The 19,150-nt window shown below is 48.5% G+C and carries 17 protein-coding genes and 1 pseudogene; 5 read left to right on the forward strand and 13 right to left on the reverse strand.

Translation table 11 applies throughout. The features are described from left to right. A partial coding sequence (locus HA494_02565) for a GTP cyclohydrolase I FolE2 (GenBank protein NHV96659.1) occupies nucleotides 1–431 on the reverse strand: 431 nt, incomplete at its 3' end. A 58-nt stretch (nucleotides 432–489) separates the two neighbouring features. Between HA494_02565 and HA494_02570 the strand changes: the two genes are divergently transcribed. Then, the gene (locus HA494_02570; GenBank protein ID NHV96660.1) at nucleotides 490–1,623 is read left to right on the forward strand and encodes a DUF1464 family protein; all 1,134 of its coding nucleotides are present in this window, start codon (nucleotides 490–492) and stop codon (nucleotides 1,621–1,623) included. Between the two features lie 401 nt (nucleotides 1,624–2,024). Here HA494_02570 and coaBC read toward each other — a convergent pair whose 3' ends face one another. After that, on the reverse strand, nucleotides 2,025–3,962 hold the full coding sequence (gene coaBC, locus HA494_02575; protein ID NHV96661.1) for a bifunctional phosphopantothenoylcysteine decarboxylase/phosphopantothenate--cysteine ligase CoaBC: 1,938 nt from the start codon (nucleotides 3,960–3,962) through the stop codon (nucleotides 2,025–2,027). 202 nt (nucleotides 3,963–4,164) lie between these two features. On the opposite strand from coaBC, the gene HA494_02580 reads away from it, so the two are divergent. Together HA494_02580 and HA494_02585 are read left to right on the forward strand one after the other, a co-directional pair. Next, on the forward strand, nucleotides 4,165–4,752 hold the full coding sequence (locus HA494_02580) for a QueT transporter family protein (protein NHV96662.1): 588 nt from the start codon (nucleotides 4,165–4,167) through the stop codon (nucleotides 4,750–4,752). Continuing rightward, nucleotides 4,734–5,498, forward strand: coding sequence for a 7-cyano-7-deazaguanine synthase (locus tag HA494_02585; protein ID NHV96663.1), 765 nt, complete (start codon nucleotides 4,734–4,736; stop codon nucleotides 5,496–5,498). Before HA494_02580 ends, HA494_02585 begins: the two co-directional genes overlap by 19 nt. Nucleotides 5,499–5,644: 146 nt before the next feature. Here HA494_02585 and HA494_02590 read toward each other — a convergent pair whose 3' ends face one another. From HA494_02590 to HA494_02625, 8 genes are read right to left on the reverse strand one after another with little or no spacing between them, the layout of a single operon-like run. After that, complete coding sequence (locus HA494_02590) at nucleotides 5,645–6,271, reverse strand: NTP transferase domain-containing protein (GenBank protein ID NHV96664.1); 627 nt, start codon at nucleotides 6,269–6,271, stop codon at nucleotides 5,645–5,647. Continuing rightward, on the reverse strand, nucleotides 6,262–7,014 hold the full coding sequence (gene cobS, locus HA494_02595) for an adenosylcobinamide-GDP ribazoletransferase (protein NHV96665.1): 753 nt from the start codon (nucleotides 7,012–7,014) through the stop codon (nucleotides 6,262–6,264). Before cobS ends, HA494_02590 begins: the two co-directional genes overlap by 10 nt. A 9-nt stretch (nucleotides 7,015–7,023) precedes the next feature. After that, a complete protein-coding gene (locus HA494_02600) occupies nucleotides 7,024–8,124 on the reverse strand; it encodes a TIGR00303 family protein (GenBank protein ID NHV96666.1) in 1,101 nt (366 codons plus the stop codon). Continuing rightward, a complete protein-coding gene (locus HA494_02605; protein NHV96667.1) occupies nucleotides 8,121–8,810 on the reverse strand; it encodes a diphthine--ammonia ligase in 690 nt (229 codons plus the stop codon). Before HA494_02605 ends, HA494_02600 begins: the two co-directional genes overlap by 4 nt. A 31-nt stretch (nucleotides 8,811–8,841) precedes the next feature. Further along, complete coding sequence (locus HA494_02610) at nucleotides 8,842–9,831, reverse strand: hypothetical protein (protein NHV96668.1); 990 nt, start codon at nucleotides 9,829–9,831, stop codon at nucleotides 8,842–8,844. A 3-nt stretch (nucleotides 9,832–9,834) separates the two neighbouring features. Continuing rightward, nucleotides 9,835–11,109, reverse strand: coding sequence for an ABC transporter ATP-binding protein (locus HA494_02615; protein ID NHV96669.1), 1,275 nt, complete (start codon nucleotides 11,107–11,109; stop codon nucleotides 9,835–9,837). Nucleotides 11,110–11,119: 10 nt separating this feature from the next. Then, nucleotides 11,120–12,199, reverse strand: coding sequence for an iron chelate uptake ABC transporter family permease subunit (locus HA494_02620; protein NHV96670.1), 1,080 nt, complete (start codon nucleotides 12,197–12,199; stop codon nucleotides 11,120–11,122). Continuing rightward, nucleotides 12,199–13,605, reverse strand: a complete 1,407-nt coding sequence (locus HA494_02625; protein NHV96671.1) for a cobalamin-binding protein — start codon at nucleotides 13,603–13,605, stop codon at nucleotides 12,199–12,201. The genes HA494_02620 and HA494_02625 overlap by 1 nt, the downstream gene beginning before the upstream one ends. 172 nt (nucleotides 13,606–13,777) lie before the next feature. On the opposite strand from HA494_02625, the gene HA494_02630 reads away from it, so the two are divergent. After that, nucleotides 13,778–14,578: an ABC transporter substrate-binding protein gene (locus tag HA494_02630; protein NHV96672.1), complete on the forward strand. Its 801-nt coding sequence runs from the start codon at nucleotides 13,778–13,780 to the stop codon at nucleotides 14,576–14,578. A gap of 88 nt (nucleotides 14,579–14,666) precedes the next feature. Then, nucleotides 14,667–15,134, forward strand: a complete 468-nt coding sequence (locus HA494_02635) for an alpha-ribazole phosphatase CobZ (protein ID NHV96673.1) — start codon at nucleotides 14,667–14,669, stop codon at nucleotides 15,132–15,134. A gap of 13 nt (nucleotides 15,135–15,147) precedes the next feature. Here HA494_02635 and HA494_02640 read toward each other — a convergent pair whose 3' ends face one another. The 3 genes and pseudogenes from HA494_02640 to folP all read right to left on the reverse strand — a co-directional run bounded on the left by HA494_02640 (nucleotide 15,148) and on the right by folP (nucleotide 18,890). Beyond that, nucleotides 15,148–16,068, reverse strand: a complete 921-nt coding sequence (locus HA494_02640; protein NHV96674.1) for a cobalamin biosynthesis protein — start codon at nucleotides 16,066–16,068, stop codon at nucleotides 15,148–15,150. Further along, complete coding sequence (locus HA494_02645) at nucleotides 16,068–17,456, reverse strand: aminotransferase class I/II-fold pyridoxal phosphate-dependent enzyme (protein NHV96675.1); 1,389 nt, start codon at nucleotides 17,454–17,456, stop codon at nucleotides 16,068–16,070. The genes HA494_02640 and HA494_02645 overlap by 1 nt, the downstream gene beginning before the upstream one ends. 578 nt (nucleotides 17,457–18,034) lie before the next feature. Next, nucleotides 18,035–18,890, reverse strand: a pseudogene (gene folP / locus HA494_02650) (dihydropteroate synthase). Nucleotides 18,891–19,150 lie beyond the last annotated feature (260 nt).

Genomic DNA, 19,150 nt, shown 5'->3' on the forward strand with positions numbered 1-19,150 from the left:
TCAGCTGCGGCTGAAGCGTATATCTTACAGGGTTCTCTGAAGGTGTAATCGGAGTGAGGCGGTCGCGCCTCCACAAAGTAATCGCTCTTTAACCTAACCTCGGCTCTCTTCGCATACTCATGCTTCTCGAGAAGCTTAACCGCCACGTTCACACACGTCTCCTCAATCCTCGGCACCTTCAATAATCTAGGTTCTAATACTTCGATTAAGGATTCGGGGTGGCGAGATAGGTTTACACCCTTCATATCACGCGGCAGATCCACAAATAGGTCGATTGTGGCTGAGAGAGGCATAACCCCACGCTTCGAGGAGACCTTCAACTGAGCCTTCAGATTCCTCACACCAACCCTTGGTAAGAAGAGCCTATTCTCAGGTATAAGATACTGTATGTCGACAACCCTTTCCAGCAGATCAGGTGGCAGCTTACTCATATATTTCTCCTACTTCAGAATACCCTTATAAGGAGATCGCATCACACTTGATATCGCTTTGGTTAGAGTTGCTGGCATAGACCCTGGCACCAAAAGTATGGATGTTTGTGCGCTGCAAGACGGCGAAGTCTACTTTGAGAAGGTAGTCAGCACGGAAGAGGCCGCTAAGAGCCCGCATCTTCTGATCAAGGCGGTTGAGGAGGCGATGCCACTAGATCTTATCGTAGGCCCCTCTGGCTACGGTATCGAGTTAACGTATCTGAGTGATCTACCTGAGGATTCGCTGGAGGATTGGTACTACAGACACATCCTTCTAGCGGAGAAGGGGGGTGTGGAGGAGGCGGTTAAGAGAGGGGTGTTCGGCGCTCTAATCTACTATGCTATGGCTAAGACCGCGGTCGAGATGAAGCGCAGAGGGTGGCCGGTCTGCTACATACCAGCTGTTATCCATCTACCTACGGTGCCTGAGCATAGGAAGGTGAATAAGATCGACTTAGGCACAGCTGACAAGATGTGCGCCGCGGTTCTTGGCGTCTACGATCAATCGAGGAGGCTCGGCATACCCTACTCAGAGGTGTCGTTTATCCAAGTCGAAATGGGCTTCGGGTATAATGCGGTATTAGCGGTGGATGGTGGTAGGATCGTCGATGGTGTAGGCGGGACTACTATGAGCGGACCAGGCTTCCTCACCATCTCCAGCCTAGATGCGGAGCTAGCGCAGCTCGTTGGGGAGTGGAGGAAGGAGGATCTATTCACAGGCGGATGCGCCTCAATATCTGGCAAAGCAACACCAGAGGAACTCATCGATAGCGTTCAAACCGATGGGAGGTGTGAGTTGGCTTGGAGGGCGATGGCTGAAAGCGTCTTAAAAGCAGTTTACTCGATGAAAGCATCTGTTCACAACCCGAGAGAAATACTGATCTCAGGTAGGTTGACGAAGATAAGGTATGTTGAAGACTGGTTGGTTAGTGAGCTAGGTAGCATAGCCCCTGTTAGGAGGTTAGAGGGGCTGCCTGGAGCGAAGGTAGTCAAAGAGACGGCGCAAGGCTACGCTTTGGTTGCAGAGGGACTCGCAGGCGGAAAATACGAGAAGCTCATCGAGTGGATGAAGATTAGAGAGGCGAAAGGAACGGCCCTAGACCACATCTACCACCCGAAATTCCTAGCAAGCAGAAGGCTGGGAAGAAGGTAAGGGGGTTGTTTTCGGGTTCTGAGCTATGTTGTCTTTGGTGGACTTAGATAGCTCTTGGTCTTCACCAGGTCTTGTCCCCCTTTCGGGGGCTCGGCATCACCCTCCAACCCAGTCAGGTCGAACCCGCTCCACGCATCCGCACCCAAGCCGTTTCCAGCCTGGGGTCATCTGTGTGGAGGAAGCCCCTCCATCTGAAGGGTTTCCGCATCACCCGACAGTCCGCGCTCTTACCAAAGCATGTGGCTTATACCTACTTAACTCTATCTATTTTAGAACAGCTGAACACGGCGGGTATATGCAAAGCCTATGGCTGAGCTTCGAACATCCACGGCAAAGGGAAGATGCGCACTTATCTGAACGTGTGGGGGAGGCGTGTCGCTGAAAAATTTTTAGTAAACTTCTTAGATTTCTTCTTCGAGGAGGTCGAAGATTTCTCTCGCCAGCTCCTCCTTGGTTCCATGGAAGTCTTTGACGAGCCCTCTACGGCTCACAAGGAGGGCGTTGTGGTGTTCTCCGCTGATCTCCGAGAGGTCGTTCGCCACTATTAGTGATGCTCTTACCCTCCTAAGCTCCTCTTCGGCCCTCATTGTGAGCTCCTCTCTCTGAGCTTTATATTCGAGCTTAAAGCCTACGATCGTCAGGTTTGGGTATCTGGTGGAGACCTCTTCTATGATCTTGGGTGTTGGTTTAAGCTCTATGTGCCACGTGGATCCTGATCTGACCTTCTCTTCCCAGTATGTGGCTGGCTTAAAGTCTAGTACTGCTGCGGAGAATATCGCTATCTCGTAGATTCCTTTCTCGAGCTCGTTTAGGGTCTCACTCAGCATATCATCAACGGTGTAGACGCTTGTGAGCTGTATGTGGCTTGGGTAGGTTACGTCCCCTGGACCATATATGACTCTGACGTTGCAGCCTCTTTGGAACGCTTCTTTGGCGAGCCAGTATCCTAGCCTACCAGTGGATTTATTCGATATGTACCTTATTGGGTCGAGGTCGTATCTAGTTGGGCCGCTGAGTATGAGCACGCCTCTCCCTCTAAGCCTGCTGGTTGTTAAGCATCTAATTGCTTGATCGACCACTCTTTGTACAGCAGCGACCTTAGCTGCTCCCTCGCTGATACGCGGCTCCACCACAGTTACACCGAGCCCCCTCAGCTTCCCAATATTCTCCGTGAGAATAGGGTTGCTGTAGAGTTTGAGGTTCATGGCTGGTGCGATCAATAGTTTTGTTGGGTGTGTTGAGGCGCATAGGGTTGATACAGCGTCATCAGCCAACCCCTGAGCTATCTTATTTACTGTGTTTAGGGTTGCGGGGTACACTACTACGAGATCGTAGTCTTCGAGGTGCTCTGACACACCGGTTAGTCTGTGGGTAACCGGTCTCCCTGTTGCCCACTGCATCAGGTGAGGACTTACGCCGTAATCTAATGCGGCTTGTGTCATGTAGCAGGTGACATCTGCCCCGTGCCTCCTCAACTCCCTAGCGAGCTTCGGCGACTCGATGCATGCTACACTCCCAGTTACGCATAGGGCTATTCTTTTACCAGCGAGCTTACCGCTTTTCGCCGAAAGCTCAGCAACACCTACGTCACGCAGTATATGGGTATAATCTACAAACTCGTGTTCACAAGGGTTACCCCTACAATACAGGATCTTAGAGCCGCGCAGATCTTCGGAAACCGCTACTATCGTTGAAGACGACATATAGGATTCAACACCATTATGGTAGCAGATGGAGCCGCGACCAGCCTCGCCGCCGTGATCCGAAGCTATCGACTTCAGCCCCAATATGATGCTATCTACGCTTGTAGGCTTAAGCTTCGATGCAAGCTCAAACGCCCTCCTTCTCCTCATCTCCACATACTTAAGCAGCTCTTGCGGAACCGCATCCACCCTAACCCAACCCCTAACAGTTAGGTTTGTGAAGACCTGTATCCCTGGATCGATATTTTCAACCTCTACCCTCTCATCGTGAAGCAGATGGTAAGCTTCCTCCGAATCCGCTAATATGAAGTTACCCCTCTTATAATGACCCTTCAAAAGCTCCCTCTTAATGTAAGAGAGCGCATCCCTAGCCTTAGAGAAGGATGTCAAGATGTCGGTGATGAGAAGCCCCCTACTCCTATAAACCTTGCACTCCCCACCTGTATCTTGATTCGTTACCGCCGCGAAGAGCCCCCTTTCGTTGAATCCTATCCACGTTCCCTTCGAGCTGGTGTCTAGAGGGCAGTAAACCTTGAAAGAACCCCTCACAACAGTTGGGTGCGCCTCATGGGAACCAGAGGGAGCATACCTATTATGCATAGCGACTATCGGGAAGCCATCCACTATGCGGTACAAGAAGATAAGGGTGCACATCCCCACTCTATTTAACCAAGCCAGCCCACTAATATACATAACTCATCATCCCAAGGAATATACCAACCTTCAGTCATTAGAATTCGCTATGTGTCACGCTGCAGGGTGTAAGCGTTGACAAAACATTGCTCAAATCTCATCTACACTATAAATATCCAACGAGCGCATACTCTATCGTGGCGGGATGAGCTCCGCTGTCACCCAAGATGTGGCGAGCCTTCAGATGATAAGGCAGCCGAAGGGGAAATCAACCTGCCACTCCAAAATGGAGGTGGTGTGTATGGAGAACGAGAGTAGGAGGGCAAAAGACGTAGCGTTGGTCTCGGTATGGGCAGCACTCTATGCAGTGCTCGTCATAATCTTCCAACCGATATCATTCCAAGCCCTGCAGTTCAGGGTAGCGGGGATACTTCGCCCAGCCATCGCCAAAAAGTGGATACTGGTGTTCGGGTACGCGATAGGTGTGGTTGTCGGCAACGTCTTTAGCCCATTCGTCGGGTTTTGGGAGCTTGTCTTCATGCCTATCATGAGCCTCGTTGCTGGGATACTCGGATACTTAGCTGCGAAACCGATACCAAAGTACGATTATTACGTCTGTGGTGTAGTGATAGCTGTGATCATACCGTTGGCTGTGTCCTACATGCTGAACCAGCTCTTTGGGCTGACGATGCTAGCCACGTTTCCGATGCTACTAGTCAGTGAGCAAATCGTCAACTTCATTGGAGCCACGTTGTTCAAAGCCATCGAGAAGAGGTGGATGTGGTGGAAGTAAAGAAGTGTGTTGCGGTGTTGAGCGGTGGTGTAGACAGCTTCAGTTACACGCTTCAGTGGAAAGCCCGAGGCTACGTCATCCACCCCCTTATTTTTGACTACGGTCAGAAAGGACGTAGGGAAATCGACATAGCAAAACATTTGTGCAGTATAGCAGGTTTCGAAGAACCTATCGTCGTTGACATCTTGTTCATGAAAGAGCTCTGGAAAGGTACGCAGCTGACAGACGACAGCGTAGGCGTAGAACAAGAGTACAAGCCGACCGTCGTAGTCCCTATCCGCAACGTTATCTTCCTATCCATAGCATCAGCGTATGCGCTGTCCATCGGTGCAAATGTCGTCATATACGGTGCACATCTGGATGACGTCAAGATATCACAAGATACTGGTGAGCCGCTGTATCCTGACTGTACACCTGAGACAGCTAAAGCGCTTGAAGAAGTCACTAAAGTCGCTCACTTCCCTGTCGGCAAGCTGAAGCTCGAAATCTGGAGCCCAGCACGAGAGGGTCTAACGAAAGCTGAGAACCTCAAGCGTGGTTACCAACACGTAGGTGAACTCGTCTTTGAAACTTGGAGCTGCTATCTGTCGGGCGACGAGCAGTGCGGCAGCTGTGAATCTTGTGTCAATAGACATAGAGCTTTCATCGAAGCGGGGATTCCGGATAAGACCAAATACAGGAGGCACACCATAATATCTGAAATATGCTTGACAGGAGGTTGCGGTGTTACTTTCTGGGGGTCATGAATGCTGGCAAAACTCAAACCTTATCGAAACATCATTGTTACCTCCAACTTATACCTGCTGTCTGGGAGAAAGGCAACTCAAATAGAAAGCATTTAATGTAACCAAAGCTCATCGTTTTTGAGTGTTGGGAGGCTGCCTCCACTAGTCTACGCACCTTCTTCACTATTCTTCCTACGGAGGAAGTCTTCAGCTATTCTCATATCTTGTAAGGTGTTGACGTTTACTGCCACTTTCACATCATCTATTTGGAGGATTTCTTCGTCTAGATATCTTTCTTCTATCCTTCTTCCATCTACTACGTTTACACCTATTGGAATCAGGCTTTTCCCATTATCATTAAAAACATAATCGAAGCTGAGCCCAAACCTCGCGTAAAGTTCTTGCGGAACCACGACTGTTAACGCCGGTCTTTTACATTTTTCGTAAAAAGTTATGACTTCGTCTACGAATTTGCTCGTAACCAGAGGGAGATCCGCGCATATCGTAAGAACCGTCTCAAGCTTCAACTTCTTGACAGCGTACTTTGCATCTGAACAGAAGCCTCTTCCGGGTGCTTGTAAAACCTTTAAAGCTTGTTTATGCGCAAAAGCAGCTGTTTGTGGCGTGTGCTTACTCACAACCACAATAATATCCTCAACCTTATTAGCGCCTTTCAAAGCTTCGAGTACACGTTGTATCATAGGTTTTCCACCCACTTCTAGCAATGGCTTCTCTCCCATAATATTCAATCTTGTGCCTTTGCCGCCTGCCATCAACAATGCGGTTACACCCATTTAGATACCACCAAAATTGTTAGAAGAGAGTTTAGGCGTGAGAGCTCATTACTCGCCCCAAAAACGTCGCCTGTAACCCCTCCAAAATTTCTGTTAGAAAGGACGGTGAGAACGAAAGCTGTGGTTAAGCAAGCGATTACTGCCATGAAACCAGCTAAACCCAAAAGGGGTAGCGCTATGCCGAATGTTATAGATAGAGCGGCTATTAAGCGTATGTTGCGATGCCGATCGTGCATCGCATTAACGAAGTAGGTGTTCATACCTCTGTGCGCGGACCTCCCAAGCCGAGCCATAAACACCAAGCCAAGTTTAGCGCAGGTCTCACACACAACCAAGCTTTGAATAACAAGCTTTTGATCGAGCCCCGCTATACAAAGAGCGGTCGCTAAAAACGTCACTAAGCCCAGCGCAAACCCACCAACCCCAGTCTGTTGGTCATGCATAACCTTGATTTTTTCCTCCGATGTTCCTTGATATACCAAGCCGTCTCCAAAGTCGAGCAGCCCGTCAGCGTGATTAACCCCGCTGATCAGTAAAATGAAGCCCCAAGTTAAAACTCCGACGATCAAGGGGTTGAGAAGATGAGAGAGCGACCAAGCGAAGACGCCAGCTAACAAACCTATGAACGCACCTACCAATGGAAAGAGGTACATGTAGCTGGCTGCGTCAACCAAGCAGTTTTCATCCATGCCTACTGGAATCGTTGTGAGAAAAGCCAGCAGGTTCTTTACTTCCCTACGCATGCCATCACCTCATGCTACTAACAGCTCATAGTTTCTCTCAACTTCCTCAAGAAGAACAGCTGTTGTTATCGCACCCTTCGACTTCGCTACAGCGGCTATGGCTGCTCCACCAGCACCCACTCCCTCTTTAACAAAACCCCTCTCATAGGCCCTCAACCCGTCAAATCTTGAGCAGCTGAAGTCAAGATCAGCCGCTAATATGGGAATATTTGCGATTTGAGCGATTATCCCTTTTAAATCAGCGCTCTTATCCTCTATAATCCATCGAGTCGTTCCAACAGCGACATTATCTAAGACGCTGCGATCAAAAGCTTTGACAACAGCTAACACAGCGCCCAGCTGTGTTCCACCAGCCATCAAAACTGGGACTCTACGCGCGGCTCCGAGGACCAACCCGGCAAAGGTCGTCATCATGGGGTCGCCTACACACGAAACCGCTTTTAAGGGGTTGGAGACGAGGGCGCCGAACTCTATCTTCGCCGCCCTCAATCCTTCTTCAACGACTTTCATCTTAAGGTGATGCGGATTGCTTGGCATGCTGCTGCTCACCTTCCCTTTGGCGTCTATGCCCATAGCTGACAGAACCCCTAGTGCTGTCGTTGTGCCCCCGGGGATGCTTTCGCCGACCACAAGATACTCAGCTACCTTAGAGAGGTTTTCTCCAGCGATCTTGGCTCTCAGCAAAATTTCTTCAGCATCTTCCACAGCCTTACCTGTTCTTATATCGCCTCCTGCTCTGCCTCCTAGCTCGAGGTAAGGAGCAAGCGGTTTTATCTTAACCCCTCCGCTTACAACAAGTGTTGGTATGTCTGCTAGCCTCAACGCAGACTTAGTGATCAGCGCAGGGGTCGGTATACCCTCCGGTGTTACAGGCACCCCTTTAATACACTTACATGAGCCGAGCAAGAGCAGTTCCACGTCTGCGGCTGGTGTAAACTCGGTTAATTCCGGATATCTTCCCGCCGCTGATAACCCAGGGATTTTCGCTGTTTCCGTGTTCCCAATAACGCAGACGAAAAGAGGCTTCTTACCTTCGATCCTCTTCAGAAAAGCTTCGCCTCTTCCTTCTTCATGAGCCAGTATCACATCATAAATTTTCTTTCTCGTCAAGGCCCCTTATCCTCCAACGAGTAGCTGGAAACCTCTAGAATCCAGCGTTTATCGTGATCTTCCCTCAGCACCTTCTTGCAGTCGAGAAGATTTATACGCTTTTTAAAGATCGGTCCGTCGATGACGAGTGTGTGATATTCGCCGAACTCGCCGCAGATATCAAAAGTGTAGTGGCTCTGTAGTTTTTGTAAATCTTCTATAAAGGTTCCGTCAACCGTCCTTCCTAACCATTCAGCCCCGAATATATCGGCTTTCACGTTTACAACAATCGCCTTGAAGCCCGCATATACGAATTCTTCAAGGATCTGATTACGGTCGAGATGCCAGAGGGGCTCCATGTAAAGGACGCCTACATCATTGCACACTCGAACCACCCAGTCTAAATGGTCATAAATGTCAATATCGCCAAAAACGATGCCATCAACCCCATTTTCTTTCAACTTTCTAGCTGCGGTTTTAAACTCTTCTTCATACGCTTTCCAGCTAACTTCCTTCTGGATGATGGGGGTTCCGATGGCTTGTGACTGAGCAACCATCAATTTCGGATTCGACCCATGTGATGCATATCTTCCGTCTTTAGGTACGAAGTTTAAAAGAAAGGAAACTTCGAGCCTTTTTTGAAGAGCCTTGTAGCAGGCGAGGCAGCTATCTTTCCCCCCACTCCAAGATACCGCAACCTTCGTCATGATACCCCCTCCAGCAGCATTCCGATAACCTCTAAATCGGGTAAGCACCGCACGTCCGACAAAAGGTAACACCCTCCTCCACCCTTGAACCGCAATAGGGGCAGGTTCTGCCCCATTTAGCTCGATGAGGAACACCTACAGTTGACCTATAAACCTCATAGTAGAAGAGCTGCTCTTTAGTGCGCACCGTGACACCATCTTTCTCAAAATATCTCCTTCTCTTCTCTTGAAACTCTTCATCCGAAATCCTCTGCTCAAAGAAGGTTGGCAGGGTTGTTGTTCCTGAGCCTTGTTCGATAGGGGTTTTAATCCTCCAAACGATCTCATCAGGCAGTATGCCTTCGAACGCCTTCCTCAGAATCCATTTCCCCCAAGTTTCTCCCCTCTCCTTTCGAACCTTATAGGAGGGGTCGAGGCTGTATGCAAAGTTTTTCAGATTTGTGTCGAGGTATGGGAGCTTAGCATCAAGACCAAGCGCTTCAGCCAAAGGGATAGAGGAGAAGGACATCACCCTCCACATCTTCTCAAGCTCAGACTTTAGCCGCCCTCCCTCAAGATTAAATAGGAAGCTGTAGCCGGCGAATAGTTCATCGCTTCCGTCGCCTGTCATAACGGCATTTAGCCCTTCTTCTTTAGCCGTCTTTAAGGCAGCATATATGGCTGCGCTGTTACGCACCTCCATCGGATCAAAGGATCTTATAGTCTTGATTACGGCGTGGATGGAATCATATAGTTCGTCTTCGTCGATAAAATGAATGGAGTGTTTGATGCCTAGCTTATCAGCCAACAGTGAAGCGTATTTGAGATCTGGTGCTGGAGCCCCCTCTAGAGCGACCGTGAAAGCCTTCAATGAAGTAAATTTTGAAGATATAAACGCTAGAATACTTGTATCTAAGCCCCCAGAGAGCAGAATACCTTCAGCCAGATTCTTCTTCACAGCCTCTTCTATCAAACCCCTTATCTTAGAACATATCTCATTAATTTCGAGCACCGAAGTAGGTGTATTCTTGTGTTGACTCATGGGCTAACGCACCTTCGCTACCTCTAATTCGTCTAGCAGCTGTAAGAGTTGATTTTGGCTCTTAACGAAGGTCGCTCCCTTAGATTTTAGCTCTAGTAGTAGTTTCTGCGCTTCGCCACCTGTGAAGTCTCTCTGGGTGATGGGTGTCTCTTCGACGACGAAAGTTGGAATACCTCTTTCCAAGGCGTCCTCTGCGGCTTTAAGGTTTAGTAGATTTGCAGAACCGATAGGCACAGACGTCACAACAACAGCGTTTGCTTCGCTTATCATCTTTAGGTTTGCCTTATAATTTTGCTCTGTAATTGGGGAGAAAGGTGCCTCGCTTACGACTGGAATATTCAGTAACAGAGCTGTTTCGTAGTCTGTATCCAATACGTGTAGAACCCCAGCTGTAACATCAAACCCCTTTTCAACCAAAGTTTTTATGATCTGCGCCCCTGTTCCGGCTCCGCATATTACGTGAACTCGGAACCTCTTATTAATAGAAGCTTTTACCCACCTCAGCGGAAGGGGGATGACGTAAAGGGAGTTGGTGAGGGGGTGTTTTTTCACCACGGCGTCGACTTGAAAGACCTTTTTAATATTCTCGCTCGTTAATGCTTCATCTACTCTTCCGATTGAAACTATTTTTCCCTTGTTTAGCAGAATTATGGTGTCGCAGTAGCGTGCCGCCAAATTGAAATCGTGGAAAACTGTGAGCAGGATTAGCCCTCTTTGTATACACAGCTCCTTCAGAAGATCCATTATTTCTAACTGGCTGTTAATGTCTAAATGGGTTGTTGGTTCATCTAACAATAAAACCTTGGGCTCTTGGGCTAATGCTCGAGCGATTATGACGCGCTGCCTCTCTCCACCACTTAACTCACTTATGCGCCTCTCAGCTAGGTGCCACGTATTGGTTAGCTTCATTGCATTTTTAGCTACCGTTAAGTCCTTTTCGCTCTCTAACTTAAATCGGCTTAGATGGGGGTGTCGCCCCATCAAAACAATATCTAAAGCTGTGAAGTCAAAATTTACGTCTGTGTTTTGAGGCACGACTGCTATATTTCTTGCGACCTCTCGGCTTTTCATTCCGAATATTTCCGCTTCATTCAGATACACAGCCCCAGCCTTTGGTCTTAAGGCTCCGCTGATAGCCTTTAGCAGAGTAGTCTTGCCAGAACCGTTCGGCCCCAATAGACCTACAAGCTCACCAGAACCTATTGTAAATCTGACGTTCTCTAATACCTTAACAGAACCGTAATAACATTCAACCCCACAAATATCCAAGGTTACCATCCCCTATCCCCTACACCGTGATTCTCCCGCTTTTAATTAACAAGTAGACGAAGAAGGGGGCACCTAACAAGGCGGTTACGATTCCTGTGGGGAGAACGATAGGTCTTAAAATCGTCCTCGCAACCGCGTCGCAGAGTACTAGAAGAGATGCGCCAGCTAAGGCTGAAGACGGTATTAGTATGCGGTGATCCGGGCCCACTAGAATTCTCGTTATATGTGGAACTATCAACCCTACGAAGCCTATAATACCACTTATTGAAACTGCAACAGCCGTTATTAACGAGCCCAGAATTATCAACCTCTTCTTTACGGTCTCAACCTCGACGCCAAGGTGTCGCGCCTGTTCTTCGCCGAGCAGCGTCACATTCAAGTCTCTGGCAAACGCGTAGATAGCTGCTGAGCACACAAGGATCGCTGGCGAAGCTACGTTAATGTATTCCCACCTGCTTATCGGAAAGCCTCCGAAGAGCCAGCTAAAAGCGGCGTGTATGTCTTCTCCAGCCGTAGCTATCATAAGGGAGATCAGAGATGAAAAGAAGCTGCTAACAGCGATCCCAGCCAATAACAACCTCAAAACCGGGATCCCAAAACCAGTCCTCGCTATGGCGTAAACGAGGAACATTGTGGACAACGCCCCTACACACGCCATGACTGGTACAGCGTAAAACAAGCCTAATGATGGAAGGCCGACACCAGAGACTATTGCCAGCAGAGCGCCAAACCCGCCACCTGAAGCCACACCGAGCACGTAAGGGTCAGCCATCGGGTTCCTAAATATGCCTTGAAAAACGACGCCTGCAACCGACAAGGCAACACCTACCAGAACGGCTGAGATTACGCGTGGGAGTCTAAGCTGCACAACCACATTTTCTTCCACCGTGGTCCATTGCTCTTTAACAGCATTGCCAACGAGCGGGACTTGATGTAATATTATGCCTAACGCGTTTCCAACGCTTATGGGCATCGGTCCGACTGTAGATGCTAGGGCCATTGAGGATAGTAAGATAAGGGACAGGGCGAGGATTATGGAGGTCCACTTTGCGAATCGCTTCAAATATTTGGTTTCGACGCCGCTTTTTCCGCTACACATTACTTTGCACTCTCACCCTTTTTATGGGTCATATGAGCTGCTGTGCTAGCCACCCCTATTACAACTATCAAGGATGTCAGGTAGAGCCAAAGTGGGATGGGGTAGTTCCAGAGGGCTGGTGCAGCTTCCCCCATTAATGCAAAATAACTGAGATGTGCCACGGTAGCCTCAACGTAATCCTCCTCCTTATTTACGGCGCTATTAGTCGCCGTCCAACGTTGCCTACTCTCATCCCAAACGTAAATCTTGAGCGAGTCCTCGCTGACACCTAATGTTCTAAGTTGATCTTCGTTGTAGTGTATCTTTAACGTGAACACCAGACCTGCTGGAACGCTACAATCGATGGCTAAGTATTTTCCAACCAGTTTTCGGTTAGTAGGAACCTCTGGTCCAGTCTCTTGGATAGTAACCGTTAAAGTGCCGTTTCCCGCCGACTTGATTACAAGCATGTCAACTCTCATGAGATCGGAAATGTTAAAAATCTCCACCCCAGACTTTAATTTAGTTGCGTTGAGTATGAATGTGAAGGTGGCTACTCCGCCAAAAATCTCGGGGTGTAAGATTTTAGCTAAGGTTTCTAAGCCGTTGATCAGCCGAGGTCCGAATCTAATGAATAGGTTTTCGTCAACCGTGTAAACAGCGCCTTTAGCAACCGCTGAGATCACATCCCATCCGAGGCGACCTTTAATATCCTCAAGTGAAGCATAATGGTGGGTGCCGAGAAGGCTGATGATAACATCCGGGTTTCTGGCTATAACTTCCTCATCCGTTGTTTGAACCCATTGTTTTTTAGCGTCGCCGAAGGCATTAATGCCTCCAGCCAACTCAATTAATTGATGACCCCAGGTGTTTGGGCCGAAGGTCCAAGGTGGCGGATACCAGAATTCGATGTAGACCTTAGGCTTTACAGCTACGCTAGCCGTCTTACTCTTAATCTCGTATATCCTTTGGGCTAGAGAAGAGGCTAAAACCGCTGCTTCTTGAGATTTCCCTGTCGCGTTGCCTATTAACTTGATCTCCCTAATGATGTCATCTAAGGAGGATGGGCGAACCGCTATCACCGTTAACCCCAGTCTGCTAAGTTTCTCTACGGTGGGATCCGAAGGCCCCCAATGATAGTATACTACTAAATCTGGGTTTAGCGCCGTAACCTCCTCAGGATCGGGCATCATAGCCTTGCTGATCTTCTGCTTAGCGATAGCCTCAGGTGGATAGTCAGAGTACCTATCAACAGCGATTATTCTGTCACCTAAACCAAGAGCATACAATATTTCAGTGCAAGACGGAGATATCGACACAATCCTATCTGATCTCGTTACAACCACAGTCCTACCCAGATCGTCAACGACGGTGATTTCCTTAGAAGCGTAAGCATCCCCTACAAACCCATTTGTTGCCGCTACCAACACCACACTTAGCAATATCAATACCATTTTCGTATTCATGGCTGCCAGCGTTGGATGGATCATCCAACCACCATTATAAAACTTTCCTTTGGCTTTGTTTCTACATATTTCTTAAGAGGTTGAGGAAACGTTTAAGCAACGGAGCGAGAAAAGAGTGAAGGAGTAGTAGGTTATGAGGATCGCTAGTCTATCCCCTGCCGTCACCGAGACTCTTGTGTCGCTGGGCCTAGAGGATGAGATTGTCGGTGTGACCCCTTGGTGTAAAATGTACTTAAACGATGTGGGTAAGAAGATTGTAGGGACATACCGAAGCATTTTATTCGATAGACTCAAAGAGGTTAAACCTGACTTGGTTTTCCTCCAGTCAAGGGTTCACGATAAGGTGGTTGACGCTGTGAGGGGCGAGGGTTTTAATGCACATCTAATACCACTTCCTACAAACATCTACTCAATAATATCCCACGTAATCGTAGACATAGGCGCGTTGGTTGATAGAAATTATGAAGCTAGGGAGCTGGGAGAAAGATTGCTGAGCAGAGTGCTTAAGATTTCAGAGAGAACCACTGGTGTGAAGAGGCTTAAAGTCTATGCGGAGTATCTGTGGGCTGATAAAACATTTTCAAGCGCTGGCGCGTTCACATTTATAGACGATGGTGTAAGGGTCGCGGGTGGTGAAAACATATTCAGAGATACCCTACGAGAATTCTTCAACCCCTCTGATGAGGATATTGTATGTAGAAATCCTGAGGCGGTACTAGTTAATATAGAGCCCCCTTTAGAGAAATTAACCGCAGAGGAGTATAAGAGGCTCAGAAAGCCGTTGAAAAACACCGAAGCGTTCAGAGAAAACAAAGTTATTCTAGTTAAAGAGCGCAAGGATGTTAATCTGGCACACTTTGGCCCCTCGTTCATAGATACTGTGAGTGGCTTACGCAAGAATTTGAGAAACTTAAGTGAAGGGTTTGAAGCATAAAAGCCGTCATACCTCAAGTACCTCAACATAAACTATCTGACGCACGACAGAAGAGTATATAATGCTGCTTCTGAACCGAGGGTTTGGTATGTCGCTGCTGGAATACCTCGAAGAAAAAGGAATTTCACTAGAAGATCTAATAGACACCGCGTTGGAACTTTTTGTCCCTCATCCCGGTGTTGAAACCAGAGAAGAGGCTGCTAGGATCTTAAAGGAGGAGTTTATAGACGCTTTATCGGATGTAAATGTTTCCTGCATGGTCGTCGCGTGTTTCAGAGCTGAGGAAGACGCGAAGGCGGGTTTGATCCCTGGCTTAACGAGGGAGAGGTTTTTGGGGCGCCCTGGGCTGGTAGCTGACGAACTCTTAGGCATGGCTATAGCGTGTTACATTGCTGGGGCGAAAGGTATCTTTGAATTCATCAGGTTTGATCAAGCGAAACCCGGAATCTTAAAGAAGCTCGGACCAATCTCTAACGACGCTATCGGAGGGTTGATCGCGGGCGTCTCATCCAACATGTATACACGAGCCCTAAGAGAACATAAAGCCCAAAAATGAATTAAGATGTGTATTAGAAACTCCTCGCAGCAATTAATATGGAGAAGAGCAGGACTGTTATGGCTGCTGAGACCGCGTAGACGTTTAATGAGTCCTTGATCTTTTTGGGTGAAAGGGGCTCTAAATCCTCCCCTAGTGTATATGAGCCGATCTTCTCCAACCTTACCCTCAATGCCCCAGCCATCGTCGACATAGGCCACCCAGCGTTTAAACTTGGAGTTGAAGCGTGGTAAACCCTACCTATCTTGAGGGCGCCCCTCCAGTCCATCTTCAAGATAAAGGAGGCGAGGGCAAATATCAGATAAGTAAGGCGAGAAGGTATGTAATTCGCTATAGTATCGAGCTTGGCCGAGGCCCAGCCAAACCTCAAATACCTCTCATCCTTGTATCCAACCATCGAGTCCAGCGTATTTATAGCCCTGTATGCCACCGCTCCCGGAAGGCCGAAGAGCAGATAAAAGAAGAGCGGGGAGATGAAGCCGTCAACGAATCCCTCAGCAACCGTCTCGATTGCTCCAGAAGCGATATGCTGCTGATCTAGGGTAGAAGTGTCCCTCCTCACCACCATCGAAAGGTATTTTCTGGATCCTTCGACGTTCCCCGCTTTCAACGAAGAAATGATGGGGTTAATGTGCTCGAACATACACCTCAGGGCGAACGTCATCTTCAAGAAGAATGCCGAAGCGGCAACCCAGATAACAAAGTTGTAGTAGTAAATCAACGAAACTAAAAACCCCATTGTCGTGAAAGAGGCTACCGTGAAAACCGCAAACAACGCGCCCGCTGCCCGCTCATTTTTCAGGCGCCTCATCCGAGGCTCCGTCGCCTCGATAAACCTTCCCATCCAGACCGTGAGGTGTAGGCGGCGAGGCGGCTCCCCAAAAGCAAGATCAATAGCTAGCGCAAGAAGCAGCACTATTAATGGGTCAAACATCAAGGGGGTAAGACTCCTAACACCCTTTTCCTTGCCGAAAGGAGGTCTTCTGGATCGGATGATCTCATGTCCATCCCATCCAATTGTCCCAATACCAGCTCAGCTACTTCAGAATGGTGCACCCACTCACATCTGCTGCAATTCCAAACAAGCCCCCCTCCTTCCCTCTTGACAAAGGAACCTCCTGTTGCTGTGTCTAAGCAGGGGTAAAAGGGGCAGAAGCATAGTCGGCAGTCGATCGAAGAGGATGTGTGGCACTCCCTTCTATCACAGCTAGGGTTGTTGGGGTAAACCTTTTCCATCGAGTTAATGATGTTTCTTAAGGCCTCTAAGAGGAACTTATTCTCATCGGGCTTCCTTACGCAGACCCTTATGTACGGTCCGTTGACCCCTCTGACCGAGCTTAGTTCTCTTATAACTACCCCGTATGATAGAAGCCTCCATCTAAGGTTCTTAGGCGAGAAGTGGCTACGGGATAGGTCGACCATCAGGAAATTTGTATCGGAACGTATCGCCCTAAGCCCACTTATCGAGTTTATCCCCTCAACAAGCCTCCTTTTCTCCGAGAATATCTTTGCCTTAGAATCCTCTAGAAAGAGGGTATCCCTCAAAGCAGCGATAGCGGCAGCCTCCTCAAGCACACCAACCCTCCAGCTGATCGCTGTCGACTCAAACTCCCTTGCGGATCGACGGCTACATACCGCATAGCCAACTCTGAGTCCAGGAAAACCGAAAGGCTTTGTAAGTGACCTCAAAACAAAGACATTCTCATACCGCACAGCATCCTGCGCCAAAGACCTCCCCCCTTCAGAGAGGTCGATGTAAGCCTCGTCCAAGAGTACAGTGACCCCCTTCCTCTCCGCCAATGCGAAGAGCTGAGAAAGAAAGCGGTAGTCTAGCAGCCAGCCAGTAGGGTTGTTCGGGTTGCAGAGTATAAGGCACCCACCAGAAGCGCCCTCGAGCAATGAAGCTGTCTTCTCAAGGTCAACATCTAGCCCAACAGGATCCACAAAATCTACGTTGAAACCAACGCCTTTCGCCGCAGCCTCGTATTCGGTGAAGGTTGGCAGAGGAATAATCACGGGACCATTTTTCACAAACCTCACAAGGATCGAGTGTATGAGCTCGGTAACACCACACCCCACCACCACCTCCTCAGGGCTGACCCCAACGTATTCGGATATGGCTTCTCTGAGCTTTAAGTAGAAGCGCTCAGGGTAGAATTTGATTAATTTAATGCAAGAAAGTATTGAGGTTACGACGCTATCAGGGGGGCCATAGGGATTTACATTTAAGCTGAAATCCAGAACAGAGTCGACCGGGAAGCCTACTTTTGCACAGAACTCGAGCGCATCACCACCATGCGAAGCTACAAAACCCAGACCCATCAACCCCCTCTTTCCAATCCTAGATCATCAACATAACGTAGGTCACATACAAATATAAGAAGAACGCTCACATCTGGATAGCGGGTTAAGAAAAATGACCTAACATCAACCATATATGAGCAAGGCTGCTCTATCAAAGGTTACGTTTCTCCCTCTCCCCAATACCCTTCCTCACAACAAATATGATGTGTTCAAGCAAAGGTAGCTGGGTCACGAATGACCGAGCCGAAGAGTCTCTACCTCGCCCTGAAGTACGAAAAGTAGAGATGTTTTTATGAAAGAGGCATAGCGCCGTTTCGTTGCTAGCGAGGTTTAAGGTGGTTTCCCCCTGAGTTTCCCCTAAAGCATCCAATACTCCTTTGATGTGCTTTGTGGCAGAATGCTCAAAGTGCTTCTAAAGAGGGTTCTTTGAGGAGAGCAGGGCAATTCGAAGGCAGCACTTGCTGATCTAAGGCATCAAAACCCAATTTAAAAGCAAAGAGGCTAGAGCGGGCATAAACAAGGCAACCGCCCTCTCCCAAAGAATTTTTCAACAAAGTATTTTTGCGAAAACTTTCTGGCTAAACTTTTTGTCTCCTTTAAGCTTCAGGGTGTAGATTTTTCCTAACGTATTCAGCTAACCGCACAGCTTCAACTGTTGCCTTTACGTCGTGTGTTCTTATCAAATGGGCGCCGTTGAACACAGCTATGGCTGCGGCTGAGAGGGAGCCGAAGAGGCGCTGCCCAGGGTCTTCCTGATTCAGGATCTTGCCTATGAAAGATTTCCTAGAGACGCCGACGTGTATCGGTCTTTTAAGCGTTCGAAGCTTCTTTAGATTAGCTATTACGCTGCAGTCCCAGATGTGCCAGGGGTATTCGGTTTGGCGGAAGAAGCCTATCCCCGGATCTATGGCGATCTTGTCAAAAGATATACCAGCTGCTTCAGCTAGCTGGAGGCTCTGCTTGAGCGCCGATATCACCCTCTTGAGTGGCTGCCCGCCTTGTGGTGTAACCTCACGTGCCACCATAATCAGGGATACACCGTAGTCGGCGACGAGCTTCGCCATCTTGGGGTCGCCCTTTAAACCCGTAACATCATTTATAATCTCTGCACCAGCCTTTATAGCTGCTTCAGCGGCTATGCTTCGAGTGGTGTCTGCTGAAACAGGAACCTTCACACTCTCCTTCACCACCTTAATAGCCGAAGCCAGCCTCCTCTTCTCCTCATCGACCGAGATCTCTGTCTGTAGGTATGGCGCTGTTGACATCGCGCCCACATCGATTATCTCCGCCCCCTCCTCAACCATCCTCAAAGCGGTAGCGGCTATCTTCTCATCTCCCCGTCGCGACCGAGCCTTTGTAGAATGATTCGGGGCTGACGTTTATAACGCCGACAACACGAACAGGGTAGGCGTCCCCAACCCTCAAACCAGCTAAATCGGCAACCAGCTTCATAGCAAACCCTAGGCATTCTACCGCTCTGCCGATATATAAGCCTCTGTAAATCGAGGGAATAATCTTTGTAACATCTTTAATTGATTTTCAAAGGTTGAGTGATGCCTTTACCTATTGCCTAGGGGATAACTGGGGCAGGACGCTTCCTAAAGGAGACCTTTGAGGTTATGGGCGATGTAAGGATGACGCTATCAAGATTACAGCAGGTTGAACGCTATTTGCCCACAATGCTACTATCAAGCGTGGAGGTTAGCCGAAGT

This window comes from Nitrososphaerota archaeon, assembly GCA_011605775.1.
Classification (GTDB): Archaea; Thermoproteota; Nitrososphaeria; order Nitrososphaerales; family JAAOZN01; genus JAAOZN01.

What these genes read in the sequence shown, in the direction of transcription:
- HA494_02580 (NHV96662.1), top strand. Translation starts at nt 4,165, where the DNA reads ATGAGCTCCGCTGTCACCCAAGATGTGGCGAGCCTTCAGATGATAAGG.
- HA494_02590 (NHV96664.1), bottom strand. Translation starts at nt 6,271, where the DNA reads ATGGGTGTAACCGCATTGTTGATGGCAGGCGGCAAAGGCACAAGATTG.
- cobS (NHV96665.1), bottom strand. Translation starts at nt 7,014, where the DNA reads ATGCGTAGGGAAGTAAAGAACCTGCTGGCTTTTCTCACAACGATTCCA.
- HA494_02605 (NHV96667.1), bottom strand. Translation starts at nt 8,810, where the DNA reads ATGACGAAGGTTGCGGTATCTTGGAGTGGGGGGAAAGATAGCTGCCTC.
- HA494_02610 (NHV96668.1), bottom strand. Translation starts at nt 9,831, where the DNA reads ATGAGTCAACACAAGAATACACCTACTTCGGTGCTCGAAATTAATGAG.
- HA494_02615 (NHV96669.1), bottom strand. Translation starts at nt 11,109, where the DNA reads ATGGTAACCTTGGATATTTGTGGGGTTGAATGTTATTACGGTTCTGTT.
- HA494_02620 (NHV96670.1), bottom strand. Translation starts at nt 12,199, where the DNA reads ATGTGTAGCGGAAAAAGCGGCGTCGAAACCAAATATTTGAAGCGATTC.
- HA494_02630 (NHV96672.1), top strand. Translation starts at nt 13,778, where the DNA reads ATGAGGATCGCTAGTCTATCCCCTGCCGTCACCGAGACTCTTGTGTCG.
- HA494_02635 (NHV96673.1), top strand. Translation starts at nt 14,667, where the DNA reads ATGTCGCTGCTGGAATACCTCGAAGAAAAAGGAATTTCACTAGAAGAT.
- HA494_02640 (NHV96674.1), bottom strand. Translation starts at nt 16,068, where the DNA reads ATGTTTGACCCATTAATAGTGCTGCTTCTTGCGCTAGCTATTGATCTT.
- HA494_02645 (NHV96675.1), bottom strand. Translation starts at nt 17,456, where the DNA reads ATGGGTCTGGGTTTTGTAGCTTCGCATGGTGGTGATGCGCTCGAGTTC.